This window comes from Streptomyces sp. NPDC017979 (assembly GCF_044328175.1).
In the GTDB taxonomy this organism is placed as follows: Bacteria; Actinomycetota; Actinomycetes; order Streptomycetales; family Streptomycetaceae; genus Streptomyces.
Genome location: NZ_JBIRGU010000004.1, coordinates 328,295 through 343,447, shown reverse-complemented (window position 1 = coordinate 343,447; position 15,153 = coordinate 328,295). Strand labels below are relative to the sequence as shown.

The 15,153-nt window shown below is 73.0% G+C and carries 17 protein-coding genes and 1 riboswitch; of the genes, 6 read left to right on the top strand and 11 right to left on the bottom strand.

Going from position 1 to position 15,153, the window contains the following annotated elements:
• Positions 1–47: 47 nt before the first annotated feature.
• The 7 genes from ACH4E8_RS14465 to bioB form a co-directional block, all read right to left on the bottom strand.
• Positions 48–1,061 (bottom strand): hemolysin family protein, encoded by a 1,014-nt coding sequence (locus ACH4E8_RS14465; RefSeq protein WP_361963316.1) that lies wholly within the window; start codon positions 1,059–1,061, stop codon positions 48–50.
• Positions 1,058–2,419 (bottom strand): hemolysin family protein, encoded by a 1,362-nt coding sequence (locus ACH4E8_RS14460; protein WP_398447869.1) that lies wholly within the window; start codon positions 2,417–2,419, stop codon positions 1,058–1,060. Before ACH4E8_RS14460 ends, ACH4E8_RS14465 begins: the two co-directional genes overlap by 4 nt.
• Before the next feature lie 277 nt (positions 2,420–2,696).
• Positions 2,697–3,161 carry a GNAT family N-acetyltransferase gene (locus tag ACH4E8_RS14455; RefSeq protein WP_398447867.1) on the bottom strand — a complete coding sequence of 155 codons (465 nt, stop codon included), beginning with the start codon at positions 3,159–3,161 and terminating at the stop codon, positions 2,697–2,699.
• A gap of 264 nt (positions 3,162–3,425) precedes the next feature.
• On the bottom strand, positions 3,426–4,106 hold the full coding sequence (locus ACH4E8_RS14450; protein ID WP_398447865.1) for a class I SAM-dependent methyltransferase: 681 nt from the start codon (positions 4,104–4,106) through the stop codon (positions 3,426–3,428).
• A 68-nt stretch (positions 4,107–4,174) separates the two neighbouring features.
• Positions 4,175–4,918: a dethiobiotin synthase gene (gene bioD, locus ACH4E8_RS14445; RefSeq protein ID WP_398447863.1), complete on the bottom strand. Its 744-nt coding sequence runs from the start codon at positions 4,916–4,918 to the stop codon at positions 4,175–4,177.
• A gap of 317 nt (positions 4,919–5,235) precedes the next feature.
• On the bottom strand, positions 5,236–6,567 hold the full coding sequence (locus tag ACH4E8_RS14440) for an adenosylmethionine--8-amino-7-oxononanoate transaminase (protein ID WP_398447861.1): 1,332 nt from the start codon (positions 6,565–6,567) through the stop codon (positions 5,236–5,238).
• On the bottom strand, positions 6,560–7,723 hold the full coding sequence (gene bioB / locus ACH4E8_RS14435) for a biotin synthase BioB (protein ID WP_398447859.1): 1,164 nt from the start codon (positions 7,721–7,723) through the stop codon (positions 6,560–6,562). The genes ACH4E8_RS14440 and bioB overlap by 8 nt, the downstream gene beginning before the upstream one ends.
• Before the next feature lie 172 nt (positions 7,724–7,895).
• On the opposite strand from bioB, the gene ACH4E8_RS14430 reads away from it, so the two are divergent.
• The gene (locus ACH4E8_RS14430; RefSeq protein ID WP_398447857.1) at positions 7,896–9,074 is read left to right on the top strand and encodes an 8-amino-7-oxononanoate synthase; all 1,179 of its coding nucleotides are present in this window, start codon (positions 7,896–7,898) and stop codon (positions 9,072–9,074) included.
• A 164-nt stretch (positions 9,075–9,238) separates the two neighbouring features.
• Positions 9,239–9,670 (top strand): ATP-binding protein, encoded by a 432-nt coding sequence (locus tag ACH4E8_RS14425; RefSeq protein WP_398447855.1) that lies wholly within the window; start codon positions 9,239–9,241, stop codon positions 9,668–9,670.
• 47 nt (positions 9,671–9,717) lie between these two features.
• On the opposite strand, the gene ACH4E8_RS14420 is transcribed toward ACH4E8_RS14425, so the two are convergent.
• From ACH4E8_RS14420 to ACH4E8_RS14410, 3 genes are all read right to left on the bottom strand, one after another.
• The gene (locus tag ACH4E8_RS14420; RefSeq protein WP_398447853.1) at positions 9,718–10,194 is read right to left on the bottom strand and encodes a C40 family peptidase; all 477 of its coding nucleotides are present in this window, start codon (positions 10,192–10,194) and stop codon (positions 9,718–9,720) included.
• A 3-nt stretch (positions 10,195–10,197) separates the two neighbouring features.
• A riboswitch (cyclic di-AMP (ydaO/yuaA leader) is annotated at positions 10,198–10,394 on the bottom strand.
• Between the two features lie 306 nt (positions 10,395–10,700).
• Positions 10,701–11,018: a hypothetical protein gene (locus ACH4E8_RS14415; protein ID WP_398447851.1), complete on the bottom strand. Its 318-nt coding sequence runs from the start codon at positions 11,016–11,018 to the stop codon at positions 10,701–10,703.
• A gap of 13 nt (positions 11,019–11,031) precedes the next feature.
• Positions 11,032–11,661 (bottom strand): ATP-dependent Clp protease proteolytic subunit, encoded by a 630-nt coding sequence (locus ACH4E8_RS14410; protein WP_398447849.1) that lies wholly within the window; start codon positions 11,659–11,661, stop codon positions 11,032–11,034.
• 272 nt (positions 11,662–11,933) lie between these two features.
• On the opposite strand from ACH4E8_RS14410, the gene ACH4E8_RS14405 reads away from it, so the two are divergent.
• Positions 11,934–12,467 (top strand): PASTA domain-containing protein, encoded by a 534-nt coding sequence (locus tag ACH4E8_RS14405; RefSeq protein ID WP_398447847.1) that lies wholly within the window; start codon positions 11,934–11,936, stop codon positions 12,465–12,467.
• A gap of 168 nt (positions 12,468–12,635) precedes the next feature.
• Positions 12,636–12,920 carry a type II toxin-antitoxin system Phd/YefM family antitoxin gene (locus ACH4E8_RS14400; RefSeq protein WP_398447845.1) on the top strand — a complete coding sequence of 95 codons (285 nt, stop codon included), beginning with the start codon at positions 12,636–12,638 and terminating at the stop codon, positions 12,918–12,920.
• Positions 12,921–12,967: 47 nt separating this feature from the next.
• Here the strand turns inward: ACH4E8_RS14400 and ACH4E8_RS14395 are convergent, their stop codons facing one another.
• Positions 12,968–13,966: an ABC transporter permease gene (locus tag ACH4E8_RS14395; protein WP_398447843.1), complete on the bottom strand. Its 999-nt coding sequence runs from the start codon at positions 13,964–13,966 to the stop codon at positions 12,968–12,970.
• A gap of 156 nt (positions 13,967–14,122) precedes the next feature.
• On the opposite strand from ACH4E8_RS14395, the gene ACH4E8_RS14390 reads away from it, so the two are divergent.
• Both ACH4E8_RS14390 and ACH4E8_RS14385 read left to right on the top strand, forming a co-directional pair.
• Complete coding sequence (locus tag ACH4E8_RS14390) at positions 14,123–14,752, top strand: TetR/AcrR family transcriptional regulator (RefSeq protein WP_398447841.1); 630 nt, start codon at positions 14,123–14,125, stop codon at positions 14,750–14,752.
• 90 nt (positions 14,753–14,842) lie between these two features.
• Complete coding sequence (locus ACH4E8_RS14385) at positions 14,843–15,145, top strand: urease subunit gamma (RefSeq protein WP_398447839.1); 303 nt, start codon at positions 14,843–14,845, stop codon at positions 15,143–15,145.
• Positions 15,146–15,153: the final 8 nt, after the last annotated feature.

The following is a 15,153-nucleotide window of genomic DNA, read 5'->3' as shown; positions in this document are numbered from 1 at the left end:
CGCGGGGTGCGGAACGGGCCGCTCGACTCGTCGGCGGGCGGTACCGGTCAGTCCGACCGGCCCACCAGCTCCCGCAGCACGTCCTCCATGGTCACCAGGCCCTCCGGCGTGCCGTCCTCGTTGAGGACCGCCGCCAGGTGGGTCCGGCTCCGCTGCATCGCCGTGAGCACGTCGTCCAGCGGGGTGACCGCGCGCACCCGGGCGATCGGGCGCATGGCCGCGACCGGGAAGGCCACGTCGCGCGGAGCCGCGTCCAGGGCGTCCTTCACGTGCAGGTAGCCGAGGATGGTGCGGCTGGAGTCGATCACCGGGAAGCGGGAGAACCCGGATTCCGCGGAGAGCTGCTCCAACTGCTCCGGGGTGGTCCCCGCCTGCGCGTACACCACCCGCTCGGCCGGCATCACGACGTCCCGCACCGGGCGGCGGCCCAGCTCCAGGGCGTCCCGCAGCCGCTCCGCGGCGCGGTCGTCCAGCAGACCCGCGTCACCGGAGTCCACGACCATCCGGGCGAGGTCGTCGTCCGAGAAGGTCGCCGCGACCTCGTCCTTGGTCTCCACCCGCAGCAGCTTCAGCAGGGTGTTGGCGAAGGCGTTGATCGTGAAGATCACCGGGCGCAGCGCCCGGGCCACCGCCACCAGCGGCGGGCCGAGGATCAGCGCGCTGCGGGTGGGCTCGGCCAGGGCGATGTTCTTCGGCACCATCTCGCCGAGGAGCATGTGCAGATACGTGGCGAGCGCCAGCGCGATCACGAAGGAGATCGGGTGGATCGCCCCTTCCGGCACGCCCAGCGAGTGGAAGACCGGCTCCAGCAGGTGGGCGATGGCGGGCTCGGCGACGATGCCGAGGACCAACGTGCACAGGGTGATGCCGAGCTGGGCCGCGGCCAGCAGCGCCGACACGTGCTCCAGACCCCACAGCACGCTGCGGGCCCGGCGGTTGCCCGCCTCGGCCTCCGGCTCGATCTGGCTGCGGCGCACCGAGATCAGGGCGAACTCGGCGCCGACGAAGAACGCGTTGACCACCAGGGTCAACAGACCGATCAGCAACTGGACGGCGATCATCGGCCGGCCTCCCCGGTGTTCGCGGCGGACTGGCCCTGCTCATCGGACTCGACGGGCAGGGGCGCGTGCAGCAGCACCCGGGCGGCGCGCCGCCCCGACGCGTCCACCACGTCCAGTCGCCACCCCTGGAGGTCGATCCGGTCGCCCTCGACCGGGATGCGGCCGAGTTCGGTGGCGACCAGACCCGCGAGGGTCTCGTACGGCCCCTCCGGGACCTTCAGGCCCACCCGCTCCAACTGGTCGGTGCGGGCGGCGCCGTCGGCCGACCACAGCGTGCGGCCGTCCGCGTCCCGGCCCGCGGGGGCCAGGTCGGACGTCACGTGCGGGTCGTGCTCGTCGTGCACCTCGCCGACGACCTCCTCGACGATGTCCTCCATCGTCGCGACGCCGGCCGTGCCGCCGTACTCGTCGATGACGACGGCCATCGTCGATCGGCCGCCGAGCTGGTCGAGGAGTCGGTCCACGGTCAGGGTCTCGGGCACCAGCAGCGGTTCGCGCAGCACCTCCGACACGCTCAGCCGGGGACGCAGCTCGGCCGGGACGGCCAGCACGTCCTTGATGTGGGCGATGCCGACGACGGTGTCCAGGTTCCCCCGGTAGACGGGGAAGCGGGACAGACCGGTCGCCCGGGTGGCGTTGGCCACGTCCTCGGCGGTCGCCTGCACCTCCAGGGCGGTGACCTGGACGCGGGGGGTCATCACGTTCTCCGCGGTCAGGTCGGCCAGGTTCAGGGTGCGCACGAACAGCTCGGCGGTGTCCGCCTCCAGCGCGCCCTCCTTGGCGGAGTGCCGGGCGAGCGCGACCAGCTCCTGCGGGCTGCGCGCCGAGGCCAGCTCCTCCGTCGGCTCCATGCCGAGCCGGCGCAGGATGCGGTTGGCGGTGTTGTTGAGGTGGCTGATCAGCGGCTTGAACGCGGCCGTGAACAGCCGCTGCGCGGGTGCCACCACCTTCGCCACCTGGAGCGGCGAGGAGATGGCCCAGTTCTTCGGGACCAGCTCGCCGACGACCATCAGGACGACCGTGGACAGCGCCGTGCCGAGCACGAGCGCGATCGAGGAGGCGACGGAGGGGGAGAGGCCGAGGTCTTCGACCGGGCCGCGGATGAGCTTGGCGATCGACGGCTCGGAGAGCATGCCGACGATCAGGTTCGTCACGGTGATGCCGAGCTGTGCGCCGGAGAGCTGGAAGGTGAGGCCGCGCACGGCCTTCAGGGCGCTGGCCGCGCCGCGCTCGCCACGGGCCGCAGCCTGTTCGAGGTCGTTGCGCTCGACCGTGGTGAGGGAGAACTCCGCCGCGACGAAGATGCCGCAGGCGAAGCAGAGCAGCACCGCCACGAAGAGGAGGAGCACTTCGGTCATCGGGTCACCTCCGTCCCATGATCGGGCAGGGACGCAAGGGCCGCGCGATGTCGTTCGGAGCTGCTGACGGGTCTGCTACTAGGAGGCTCGTCCATGGACGGGACGCTCACACCTTTCGTTGGGAAGGAGCTGTGATCCACCCCATCGTAAAGGGTCGGCAAAGTGGCGACGGAGGGACCGGCAGGGATGGAAGCGGAACGGACCGGGCACCGCCCCGCGGGGGTGCCCGGTCCATCGTGTCATCCTCCTCGCGCGGCCTCCCGCCGTGGCCCCGGCCTCACGCCCCGTGCGCGGCCCCGACGGAGGCGGCGCCGGCCGTCCCGTACGGCTTGACCCAGCGGCGCCAGCGGTCCTCCCGGTGGTACCCGGCCGCGGCCCACGCCCGCTGGGCCCGCTCGTTCACCTCCAGCACCATGGCGTCCCCGCGCCGCCCCCCGACGGCGGCGAACCGCTCCTCGGCGGCCTCCAGCAACACCTTCGCGATGCCCTGCCGGCGGTGCGTCGGCAGCACCGCGAGCCGGTACAGCGAGCAGCGCCAGCCGTCGAAACCGGCGATCACCGAACCCACCAGCTCGCCTTCGGGCGTCTCGGCCAGGATCAGGGCGGCGGGGTCGCGGTCGATCAGGCGGGTCACGCCGTCGACGTCGTCCGTGATGCTCGTCCCCTCGGCCGCGTCCTTCCAGAAGGCGAGGACGGCATCGGCGTCGGCAGTGTCGGCGTTGCGAATGCGCAGCTCTTTCATGGCCCGAGCCAAGCACGCGCCGCCTCGACGCTGCCACCGGCTTTCGGCCCGCGGACGGGCCGAACCGTTGCCGATCCCCAGTACTGCGTCTGCGGCAGCGCGCGTCCTTGCGGGCCGGCAGTGCCGTTGCCTCGGCGCATCCGTCCAGCCGCTTCGGGGCACCCGCGGCCTCCGGGCGCGACCGAGGCGCGGCGAAGGCGCGGGTCCTCCGCGCAGCCGGGCGCGGCGGCGACGGCGTCACCGTCGGCTCCGAGGCCGTCGCGGTCAGTCCGGGTCCGCGAAGGGCTTGTGCGCCACCCCGATCACGCACGGGGACGACGGCACCTGAAGGCCGCGCTCCGGCACCCGTAGCCGCCGGTGCACACCCAGCTCGAAACCGGCCGCCTCGATCGCGGCCAGGGTGTCCCGTGCGGTGTGGCAGCCGCCGAAGAGCCAGGGCCACACCGTACGGTCCAGGGCGCGCTGGGCCCGGGCCATGCCTCGGGTCGGGGCCAGGACGTGTTCGAAGAACCGCAGCTCGCCGCCGGGGCGCAGCACCCGCCGGACCTCCCGGAGCGAGCGCGACAGGTCCCGTACGGAGCACAGCACCAGCGAGGCGACGGCGACGTCGAACGCCTCCGACTTCACCGGCAGCGCCTCCGCCGCGCCCGGGACCACGTCGACCGGGACCTCCGCCGCACGGGCCGCCCGGCGCGCCAGCGTCCGCAGCGTGGCTTCCGGCTCGATGGCCACGACCTCGGAGACCGCCGACGGGTAGTGCGCGAAGTTCAGGCCGTTGCCCGCGCCGATCTCGATCACCCGCCCGGACGCACCGGCGAGCAGCTCCTCCCGGTGGGCGCCGACCCCCGCCCGCTCGTCGGCGGCCACGCTGAAGCGGGCGTAGAAGCGGGCGAAGACCGGGTGGTGGACCGCGTCGCGGGGCGCGGTCGACTGCGGACGGGGCATCACGGGCCTCCTCGAAGGGGGCGGTGCGTCACGGCCATTGTCCCCCGATGCCGGGCCCGGGACACCGCTCAGTGCCGGAGCGTGCCCACCGGCGGCGGGGGCGCCGCCGACGCGGCGAACGCCGCGGCGTCCAGGCGCCCGCCGAGCGTCGGCGCCAGCCAGTCGGCGGCCCGGGCGCGGAACAGGTCGGGGGCGAGCCCGCCCGCCCCCTCGGGCACCGCCCCCAGCAGCGGCGCCCCCGCCACCGTCGGCAGGTCCGCCAGGTTGCACCGCGCCGCGAGGTCGGGCGTCGCGGGCCAACTGCCCACGACCAGACCGAGTTGGCGCACCCCCCGGGCGCGCAGCGCCTCGCCCGTCAGCGCGGCGCCGTTGAGCGTGCCGAGCCCGGCCGGCACGACGACGAGGACCGGCGCGCCCAGCAGCCGGGCGGCGTCCGCGAGCGTGCCGCCCGCCGCGTCGAAGTGCACCAGCAGTCCGCCCGCGCCCTCCACCAGCACCAGGTCGTGTTCCGTCGCGGCCTTCGCCACCGCGTCCGCCACGTCCTGCGGCCCCACCGTCGCCGCGCCGGCCCGCTGGGCGGCCGTCGCCGGAGCCAACGGCTCCGGATAGCGCGCCAGTTCCAGGGTGCACACCGCGCCGACGAGTCGGGCCACCTCGTCGACGTCACCGGGCTCGTCGACCCGTACGCCCGTCTGAGCCGGCTTCACCACGGCGACGCTCCGGCCGCTCCGGCGGGCGTTCGCCGCGATCGCCGCGGTGACGACGGTCTTCCCGATCTCCGTCCCGGTGCCCGAGACCACGATCACGTTCATGCGTTCCGTTCCTCTTCTTCCCCACTGCTCGCCGCGCCGACGGCATGGCCATGAGGTCTCGTCTGCGCTTCCTTGTGCCTTTGGACGTGGCCGCCGTGCCTCTGCGGGAGCGTCGGTCTCCGCGGCCCACCACCGGGCCGCGGTCGCCGTGATCGCTTGGTCGTGCACGGCGGGGCCGCGCCCGCAAAAGCAACGGCATCACCCGCAGGGCGTAGCGGCCTGAACTGCGCCAGCAGCGCCCACCGGGCCGCAGACGCCATCAACGCACGCGCATCACGGTGCTGACGCGCCAGCCGGGGCAAGGCAGAAGGGCCGGCTCATCGCACCGCCACGCCAGCCACCGCGGCCGTCGACGCCGACGCCGCCGCCAGCACCGCCGTGCAGACCGTCGCCAGGTCCTCGTCGTCCATCACGAACGGCGGCATGACGTACACCAGGTCCCGGAACGGCCGCAGCCACACGCCGTGCCGCAGCGCCGCGTCCGTGGCCGCCGCCATGTCGACGGCGTGATCGAGTTGGACGACGCCGATCGCGCCGAAGACGCGCACGTCGACCACCCCGGGCAGGGCCGTCGCCGGGGCGAGCCCTTGGCGCAGCGCGGACTCGATCCGACGCACCTCCCCGGCCCAGTCCTGCGACAGCAGCAGGTCGACGGAGGCCAGGGCCACGGAGGCGGCGAGCGGATTGGCCATGAACGTCGGCCCGTGGGCGAGCACCGGCACCTCGCCCCGCGAGATGCCGTCGGCCACCCGCGAGGTGCACAAGGTCGCCGCCATGGAGAGGTATCCGCCGGTCAGCGCCTTGCCCAGGCACAGCACATCGGGGCTCACGCCGGCGTGCTCGGCGGCGAAGAGCGTCCCGGTGCGGCCGAAGCCGGTGGCGATCTCGTCGAAGACGAGCAGGACGTCGTGCTCGTCGCACGCCTCGCGCAGCACCCGCAGGTACGCGGGGGAGTGGAAGCGCATCCCGCCCGCGTTCTGCACCACCGGCTCCACGATCACCGCCGCCAGTTCGTGGGCGTGCCGGGCCACCAACTCCCGCAGGTGGTCCGCGTACGCCTGCTCGTACGCCGCCGGCGGCGCGTCCGCGAAGACCTGCTCGGGCAGCACCCCGCTCCACAGCGCGTGCATGCCGCCGTCGGGGTCGCACACCGACATCGGCTGCCAGGTGTCGCCGTGGTAGCCGCCGCGCCAGGTCATCAGCCGGCGCTTCGTCCGGTTGCCCGTCGAGCGCCAGTACTGGAGGCACATCTTCACCGCGACCTCGACGGAGACCGAGCCCGAGTCGCTGAGGAAGACGTGCCGCAGCGGCTCGGGGGTGATCTCCACCAGCCGCTCGGCCAGCCGCACGGCGGGCTCGTGCGTCAACCCGCCGAACATCACATGGCTCATCCGCTCCAACTGCCCGCGCGCCGCCTCGTTCAGGACGGGGTGGTTGTAGCCGTGCAGCGCGGACCACCAGGACGCCATGCCGTCGACGACCTCGCGGTGCCCGTGCACCGGCGTCGCCAACCGCAGCCGCACGCCCGCCGCGGACTCCACGACCAGCGGGTCCGTCCGGCCGGGCATCGGCCCGTACGGATGCCACACGTGCGCCCGGTCCAGCGCCAGCAACTCGGCGACGTCCACGGGGGCCGGGGCCTCAGGCATTGGGGGCCACCTCGGTGCCGGCGCCCCGGCGGCGCACCGCCACCAGGTCCGGGCGCCCGGCGTCCGTGCGCTGGCCCGTGCCTTCCTCGGACTTCTCAGCCTCCGTGACGGCCGACCCGGGGGCCGAGCAGGGCGAACCGCAGCCGCCGCCCGCCCGGTGCGCCGGCAGCGTCGTCGTACCCGCGCCCTCCACCTCGAAGCCCGCGTCCGCGATCATGTCGAGGTCCGTCTGCCCCGCCTGTCCCTCGCTGGTCAGGTAGTCGCCGAGGAAGATGGAGTTCACCACGTGCAACGCCAGCGGCTGCAGCGTGCGCAGATGGATCTCGCGCCCGCCCGACAGCCGCACCTCCACGTCCGGGCAGACGAACCGCACCATCGCGAGGATCCGCAGGCACCGCTGCGGGGTGAGGTGCCACTCCTTCGCCAGCGGAGTGCCCTCGAAGGGGATCAGGAAGTTCACCGGCACCGAGTCCGGGTCCAGCGCACGCAGCGCGAACACCACGTCGACCAGGTCCTCGTCGCTCTCGCCCATGCCGGCGATCAGCCCCGAGCACGCCGACAGACCGGCGGCCTGCGCCTGCTGCACGGTGTCGACCCGGTCCTCGTAGGTGTGGGTGGTGGTGATCTTCCCGTAGGTGTCCTCGGAGGTGTTGAGGTTGTGGTTGTACGCGTCGGCGCCCGCCGCGCGCAGCCGCTCCGCCTGCCCCTCGGAGAGCAGTCCGAGGCAGGCGCACACCTCCACGTCCTCGTTCTGCTCCTTGATGGCCTCGATGGTCTTCGACACCCGGTCGACGTCCCGGTCCGTCGGCCCCCGACCGCTGGCGACCAGACACACCCGCTTCGCACCGCCCGCGACCCCGGCGGCGGCGACCTCGGACGCTTCGTCGGGTTTCAGCCAGGTGTACTTCAAGATGCCCGCCGTCGAACCGAGCCGCTGCGAACAGTACGAACAGTCCTCGGGGCACAGGCCCGACTTGAGGTTGACGAGGTAGTTCAGCTTCACCCGACGGCCGAACCACTTGCGGCGCACCCGGCCCGCCGCGGCCACCAGGTCGAGCACGTCGTCATCGGAGGTCGCCAGGACGGCGAGCGCTTCTTCCCGGGTCGGCAGCTCGCGCCGCAGCCCCTTCTCCACCAGCGTGTCCAGAAGGTCCATGGCGCCGATCCTGGCCTACCGAACTCCCCCGGGGAAAGTCGAAACCTCACAACAGCGCCGCGACGAAGTGTGTGTATGACCACATGGGTTACCCGGGCGACGGCGATTAGGGTCTGTGAGCTGCCTACAAAAGCGCGGCCTGCGCCACGAGCCGTACGAGGAGCCGAACGCCTTGCACCCAGACCCCTTCCACTGGCTCGACGACGCGGCCCGCGACCGGGAGCGGGCCGGTCTCGTGCGCACGCTCAGCCCCCGCCCCGCCGACGGCGACCTGCTCGACCTCGCCGGCAACGACTACCTCGGGCTCACCCGCCACCCACGGGTCACCGAAGCCGCGGGCGAGGCCGCCCGCCGCTGGGGCGCCGGCTCCACCGGCTCCCGCCTCGTCACCGGCAGCACCGCCCTGCACGCCGAACTCGAACGGGAACTCGCCGCCTTCTGCGGCTTCGAATCCGCCCTCGTGCTGGCCTCCGGCTACGCCGCCAACCTGGCGGCCGTCACCGCGCTGTCCGGGCGCGACGGCCTGATCGTCTCGGACGCCGGCAACCACGCCTCCATCGTGGACGGCTGCCGACTGTCCCGGGCCGGGACCGCGATCAGCGCGCACGCCGACCCCGAAGCGGTCGGCAAGGCCCTGGACGCCCACCCGGGCCGCCGAGCCATGGCCGTCACCGACTCCGTCTTCTCCGTGGACGGCGACGCGGCGCCGCTCGCCGAACTTGCCGCCGTCTGCGCCCGGCGGGGCGCGGCCCTGCTGATCGACGACGCACACGGCTTCGGGGTGCTCGGCGACGGCGGGCGCGGCGCGCCGCACGCGGCCCGGATCGCCGGCGCCAGTGGCGTGGTGGCCACCGTCACGCTCTCCAAGTCCCTCGGCAGCCAGGGCGGCGCGGTGCTCGGCCCCGCCCGGGTGATCGACCACCTGGTCAACACCGCCCGTACGGTCATCTTCGACACCGGACTCGCCCCCGCGGCGGCCGGTGCGGCCCTCGCCGCCCTGCGGCTGCTGCGCGCGGAGCCCGGGCGCGCCGGCCGGGTGCGCACGGCGGCGAGGGACCTGTACGAGCGCTTGAGCGCGGCGGGCCTCATGGCGGTGCGCCCCGACGCCGCCGTGGTGTCCGTGCGGGCACCAGCGCCGGAAGCGGCGCTGCGCTGGGCCGCCGACTGCCGTGCCGCCGGGCTGCGGGTGGGCTGCTTCCGCCCGCCGTCGGTGCCCGACGGGATCTCCCGGCTCCGGCTCACCGCCCGCGCCGATCTGACGGGGGAACAGATCGCCGCTGCGGTGGAGACCGTCGTGCGCACGGCGCCCCCGGGCGCGCGGGGAGTGTCCAAAAACGGCCTTGCGTCGTAGAGTTCACCGCTTCGGGCGATGAATCCCTACGCATCTTGGCGGATCGCCTCACCCGGTACCGCGATGAGTGGCAGTGTGGCGCGCGAAGCACTGTCCGCGGCCGTCCGCGCATCCATCGGCTACGAAGTCGGAGCACGGCCCCGGTGGAAAGGGACGACGTCGCCATGGCAGACCTCCAGGAAGCCGCCATCACCCTGCCGACCGAGCCCGCCTCGGTCTCCGTGGCCCGCAGGTTCGTCACCGGCGCCGTGACGGGGTGGGGGCTTCCCGCGGGGTCGGACGCCCTCGACACGATCCGGCTGATCGTCTCCGAACTCACCACCAACGCCGTGCAGCACACCTTCGGCCAGTCGCCCACCTTCCGGGTGGACGTGCTGCTGGAGCGGGACGATGAACTGCGCCTCGGGGTGACGGACAGCCACCCGAGGTGGCCCCAGCGGCTGCCCGCGGCCGTGCGCCAGGACAACGGCCGCGGCCTGGTCATCATCCGCAGCCTCACGGCGCACAGCCGTGGACGACTGACCGTCGAGCCGACCGCGGACGGCGGCAAGACGGTCTGGGTCACCCTGCCCTGGCCGGCCCGTCGAACCGACTGACCGACAGGCCGACGGCCCGGCGCGCTCGAAGCGTCAGCGGACCGCCGTCAGCGGACCCGGCCGTACGACACGCTCCTGCTCCAGATCTTGTCCAGCTTCACCCAGGAGCCCCGCTTGGGCGAGTGCCAGATCTTCCCCTTCCCGGCGTAGATCCCGACGTGGTAGACGCTCCGCCCGGAGTGGAAGAACACGAGGTCCCCCACCTTCTTGTTGGCGGTCGAGACCCGACGCGTGGAGTTGTACTGCTGTTGGGCGGTCCGGGGCAGCTTCTTGCCGGCCTTCTTGTACGAATAGAGCGTCAAGCCGGAGCAGTCGAAGCGGCGCGGGCCCGCCGCGCCCCACCGGTAGGGCGCACCCTTCTTGCCCGCGGCGACCTTGAGCGCCTTGCCCGCGTGTGCAGTTGCTGCCTGGGCCTCGGACGTGCCGCCCGGTACGAGCATCGAGCCACCGAGTGCGGCGAGGGTCAGCGCGGAAACCGCGCCCGCCCGGCCGATCAGGAACGGGACGTTCATCTGCGCAGTCATGCGCAACCCTTCGTCAGCCGCCTGTGAAGGGTGACCTGTCGGGTTCGGGCGGACGAAGGTGCCCGGCCGCTGTCGCGGCTTCACCCCGAGGAACGTCCGGCGCACCGGCCGTCCCGTACTGCTCGGGTCCTCCACTCCTGCCGAAGCACTCCTGTCGACCAGTCATCCGGAACGGCGGCAGGACTCGGCGTCCGTTCGGACCGCCCCGCCGAGGTGACGGGGGCTTGTCGTCCCAGGGATCTTGTCCCACGCAATGCCGGATTTCCGAGTCAAAACGGCGGTATGTGAGTTTCAACACGAATGCGCCATTCAGGTGGACGCGCCGCATTTTCCCGTCGGTTGTGGACACCGGGGGAGGCTCGTACCAGCACTGGAATAGGACATTCCGCTAGAGGGATCGTCGTCCCGCGCAACTTGAGCGTATCGACCGGAGATGTCGCGACTACATCAAACGAGGTATCCCGGTGGGAACCCGGATGGCGGTTGACGTGTCGGATGACGAGCCGTCACGGGGGTGACTCGTCAGGGATGGTGACCCGCAGGGCCCGCCGCTCGCCGTCGAGCACCCGCAGCGCCCGGGCGAGGGTGGCGGCGTGCAGGGCGTCCTCCCCGCGTTCGTGCATCAGCGCCAGGGCGTCTTTGACCGCGATCGCCTGCGCCACCAGCGCCTGGGCGGCGCGCAGCGAGGAGTAAGTGAGGTCGCCGCGGCTGGGGTTGATGCGTCCCACCAGGTCCACGACGCGCAGATAGCCGTCGATCAGGTCGGCCTCGGCGCGGGTCAGCGCCGGCAGCGGCGGCAGTGGCGGCGGTTCGGGACGGGGCACGGCGCGCCTCCCGTCAGCCGCGGCCGGCCAACGAGGACTTGCGGCTGCCGATCACGTGGTCCACCAGCCCGTACTCCTTGGCCGTCGCCGCGTCCAGGAAGGTGTCGCGCTCCAGGTCGGCCGCGACCTGCTCGGCGGACCGGTCGGTGTGCCGGGCGAACAACTCCACCATCAGGGCGCGCAGCCGCAGGATCTCCCGCGCCTCGATCTCCAGGTCCGACGGCATGCCCCGGGTCGGTTCGTCGAGCCCGGGCTGCTGGAGCACGATCCGCGCGCCCGGCAGGGCCAGGCGCTTGCCGGGGGCGCCCGCGGCCAGCAGCAGCGCCGCGGTCGAGACGGCCTGCCCGATGCAGGTCGTCTCGATGTCGCAGGTGATCACCTGCATCGTGTCGTAGATCGCGGACATGGCGCTGAGCGAGCCGCCCGGGGAGTTGATGTAGAGCGAGATCTGCCGCTCCGGCGCCGCGTACTCCAGGTACAGCAGTTGGGCGATCACGTCGTTCGCCGCGGTGTCGTCCACGGGCGTGCCGAGGAAGACGATCCGCTCTTCGAGCAGCTTGGCGTAGGGGTCGAGAGTGCGGTTCCCGTGCGCGGTGCGCTCGGTGAACTGCGGCAGGACGTATCGGGCGGCGGGCTGCATCACGGCGTACCTCTCGGTGGTTCTCGGCGGCGCGCTATCTGTGAGAAATGTACAGGACGTACAGAAGCGCAAAAAGAGGGCTGCCTCTGAAGGCGGCGGCTGGTTTGCTGGTCAGGGGGCATTTCTCGCGGTGCGTGCACGCGCCAGAGGTGAAGAGCGGCACGGAAACTCCACATGATGATCACGAATCCATCACCTTCTGTCGGTCGGCCTGTCTGCACCGATCCGGCGCGGTTAGGTTCGGGCCCTCGAAAGAACTTCCGTGGGGGGATCGCATGACGTGGGGCGGGCAGCCGCAGCAGGCGCCGTGGGGCGGGCAGGCTCCGAAGCCGCAGGGACCCGGCTGGGCGCGCAAGCGCTTCGTCATTCCCGGAGCTGCCGTCCTCTTCTTCATGGGCGTCGGCATCGGTGCGTCGGGCGGGGGCGACGACGCGGGGCAGGACGGCCGGGCCGCGCCCGGGCCCACCGTCACGGTCACGCCCCGGGGCGGCGCGGCGCCGGTTCCCGCGATGACCGCCGCGCCCGCCGCGACGCCCCGTATCACCACCGGCGCTGCGAACGCCGCGGGCGACTCCGGTGCGGCGCCCGTGCCGAACTTCGTCGGCATGGGGCTCCAGGCCGCCCAGGACGCGGCCCAGTCCGTCGGTTTCCTCAGGCTGACCTCGCACGACAGCACGGGCGAGCGTCGGAACCAGCTCTGGGACCGCAACTGGAAGGTCTGCACCCAGGAGCCCGCGGCGGGCAAGAAGGTCCCGAAGGACACCGAGTTGAACTTCGGCACGGTGAAGAACGAAGAGCGCTGCCCGTAGGTCGCTGCTGCCTCGCGAAGGACGAGGGCGGCGAAACGGAGACGCCGGGGGTCCGCCACGCCCGCAGGGTCACGGCCCGTCGCGGTGGTCGGGGCGCGTTCTCACCAGGCGCTTCGCACATCTGCGTGAGGCAGGTGGCTCGCGGGGGTGCGCACTAAGCTGAAGGGCATGGCCTACGAGATTCCGGTGACGCAAGCCCGCGCTGAGCTGGCCGAACTGATCAACCGCGTGGTGTACGGCGGTGAGCGCGTCGTCGTCACCAGGCACGGGAAGCCGCTCGTGGCGCTGGTCTCCTCCGAAGACCTCGAACGGCTCGAAGAGCTGGACCGGGCCGGCGACGACGAGCAGGTGATCAGCTCGGTCTCGTCGCTCGGGACCACCGCGCCCGGCAACGCGGAGCGGGGACGCTTCGGACTGACCGCCGAGCACCGCCACCCCGGCGCCGGACGCTGATCGTCCGGATGCGGCCGGGGCGGCGGTAGTCGCGCCCCCGCGGCGCGCTACGCGACGGCGGGCACCCCTTCGCCCGCCCGGCGTCGGGCGAACAGGAGGGCGGCGAGCCCCAGCCCCGCCCACAGGCACAGCACCAGCACGTCACCTCCGCTGCCGTTCCCGTCGAAGTACGCCTGCGAGCGCAGCAGTTGGGAGCCGGCGCCGGGCGGCAGCCACTGGCCTATGAGCCCGGCCGGCTCCGGCAGCAGCTCCGGGGCGCTCGCAGCGCCCGAGAACGGATTGCCGATCAGTACCATCAGCGCGCTGCTGAGCGCCATCCCCGCGGGGCCGGCGAGCGCGGCGAGGCCCGCCGTGCCCGCGCCGACGGCGAAGACCGTGAGCGCCACCGCCCCCGCCTCGCCCCACCAGGACCCGGTCAGCACGTTCAGCCAGTCGTGGGCGAGGGCGGTCACCGTGACCGCGGCGAGGACGGCGGCGCCGGCGAGGGTCGCAGCCGCCGGCCCCCGGCGCAGCTTGAAGGCCGTGACCAGCGCGCCGGACGCGATCCCGGCGAAGGTGAGCGGCAGCGCCGTCGCGGCCAGCACACCGCCCCGCGGATCGCCGCTCGGCGCGGCGACGACGTCGGTCACCGGCACCGGACGCCCTTCGGGCGCGCCGGGCGCGACGGCCTCCCGCAGCAGTCCGGCCACCACGGGGCTGGCCGCCGAAGCCGTCAGCAGCCGCGGTCCGTCGGGCGTGGCGACCACCGCTCCGTACACCGTCCGGTCCTCGATCGCGGCGCGGGCCGCCGCCTCGTCCCCGTAGCGGTGGACCTCGAAGGCGCCCTCCTTCTGCTCCAGCGACCGGGCGATCGGTTCGACCGCCGCGGCCGGCCCGGCGACGCCGAGCGGCAGGTCGCGCGGCGCGGTGCGGGCGCCCGGCCAGGCGAAGGCCCAGAGCGCCGCCGCGACCACCACCGGCACCAGGAGCAGTACGGCGACCGCCCGGCGCGCCGGGCTCGGTCCGGGGTCGCGGGGCGGGGCCACGGTGGGAGAGGTGCTGGACACGGCGGTTCCTCACTTCTGGGCGCGCCGAAGGTCAAGGGGCGCACGGGGCGACGGACGGCGAATTAAAGAGAAGGATCGTTCGTTTTACCGATGGGGCCCAGGCTCCTCCGGCCGGGTCGCCTTGTCAAGAATGAATGTTCGTTTTAAGTTGGCGGCATGGCTCGCGTCTCCCAACAGCACCTCGACGCGCGGCGCCGTCAGATCCTCGACGGCGCCGCGCGCTGCTTCGCCCGCAACGGCTTCCACGCCACCTCGATGCAGGACGTCCTCAGCGAGGTCGGCCTGTCCGCCGGCGCCGTCTACCGCTACTTCCGCAGCAAGGACGAGCTGATCGAGGCCATCGCCGACGAGGTGTTCGACGTGGTCAGGGGCGCCTTCACCGAGGCGGCCCGCGTCGATCCGCCCCCCACCCCGGACGTGCTCATCGGCCGCGTCCTGCGCCGGGTGCTGTACGACCACGTCGAGGGAGCCGACGGGCAGGCGTTCGCCCGACTCGTCATCCAGGTGTGGACCGAGACCCTGCGCAACGAACGGCTCGCGGCCGTCCTCGACGAGGGGTACGGCACCCTGCGCTCGGCCTGGGTGCAGCTCGTCGAGGCGTACCGCGCCCACGGCTGGATGTCCGACGAGGCCGACGCCGACCACGTGGCCCGCACCCTGATCGCCACCGCGCAGGGGTTCATCACCCAGCAGGCGCTGTTCGGCAACGTCAGCGTCGACGTCCTGGAGAGCGGACTGCGCGCGGTGATGTCGATGGAGCGTGCACCCGGCCGTAACGCTGGTTAACGCGCCCGAAAAGGCGCCGTCTTAACGTGTTCACCTCCCGACGCCCCCGGGGCCCGTCCCCGGGGCCGTTCCGACGAGTGAGGTGGCACCGTGCAACTCTCCCCGCACGAGCAGGAACGGCTGCTCGTCCACGTCGCCGCCGACGTCGCCCGGCAGCGCCGGGCGCGCGGCCTGCGGCTCAACCACCCCGAGGCCGTCGCCCTGATCACCGCCCACGTCCTCGAAGGCGCCCGCGACGGGCGCACCGTCGTGGAGCTGATGGCGTCCGGCCGTCAGGTGCTGGCCCGCGCCGAGGTGATGGCGGGCGTCCCCGAGATGATCCACGACGTCCAGGTGGAGGCCACCTTCCCGGACGGCACCAAGCTCGTCACCGTCCACGACCCGATCGGCTGAGGCGCACC

Bases quoted from the DNA above. Each gene is read 5' to 3' on its own strand.
- ACH4E8_RS14465 (WP_361963316.1), bottom strand. From the start codon at position 1,061: ATGATCGCCGTCCAGTTGCTGATCGGTCTGTTGACCCTGGTGGTCAAC.
- ACH4E8_RS14460 (WP_398447869.1), bottom strand. From the start codon at position 2,419: ATGACCGAAGTGCTCCTCCTCTTCGTGGCGGTGCTGCTCTGCTTCGCC.
- ACH4E8_RS14455 (WP_398447867.1), bottom strand. From the start codon at position 3,161: ATGAAAGAGCTGCGCATTCGCAACGCCGACACTGCCGACGCCGATGCC.
- ACH4E8_RS14450 (WP_398447865.1), bottom strand. From the start codon at position 4,106: ATGCCCCGTCCGCAGTCGACCGCGCCCCGCGACGCGGTCCACCACCCG.
- bioD (WP_398447863.1), bottom strand. From the start codon at position 4,918: ATGAACGTGATCGTGGTCTCGGGCACCGGGACGGAGATCGGGAAGACC.
- ACH4E8_RS14440 (WP_398447861.1), bottom strand. From the start codon at position 6,567: ATGCCTGAGGCCCCGGCCCCCGTGGACGTCGCCGAGTTGCTGGCGCTG.
- bioB (WP_398447859.1), bottom strand. From the start codon at position 7,723: ATGGACCTTCTGGACACGCTGGTGGAGAAGGGGCTGCGGCGCGAGCTG.
- ACH4E8_RS14425 (WP_398447855.1), top strand. From the start codon at position 9,239: ATGGCAGACCTCCAGGAAGCCGCCATCACCCTGCCGACCGAGCCCGCC.
- ACH4E8_RS14420 (WP_398447853.1), bottom strand. From the start codon at position 10,194: ATGACTGCGCAGATGAACGTCCCGTTCCTGATCGGCCGGGCGGGCGCG.
- ACH4E8_RS14405 (WP_398447847.1), top strand. From the start codon at position 11,934: ATGACGTGGGGCGGGCAGCCGCAGCAGGCGCCGTGGGGCGGGCAGGCT.
- ACH4E8_RS14400 (WP_398447845.1), top strand. From the start codon at position 12,636: ATGGCCTACGAGATTCCGGTGACGCAAGCCCGCGCTGAGCTGGCCGAA.
- ACH4E8_RS14390 (WP_398447841.1), top strand. From the start codon at position 14,123: ATGGCTCGCGTCTCCCAACAGCACCTCGACGCGCGGCGCCGTCAGATC.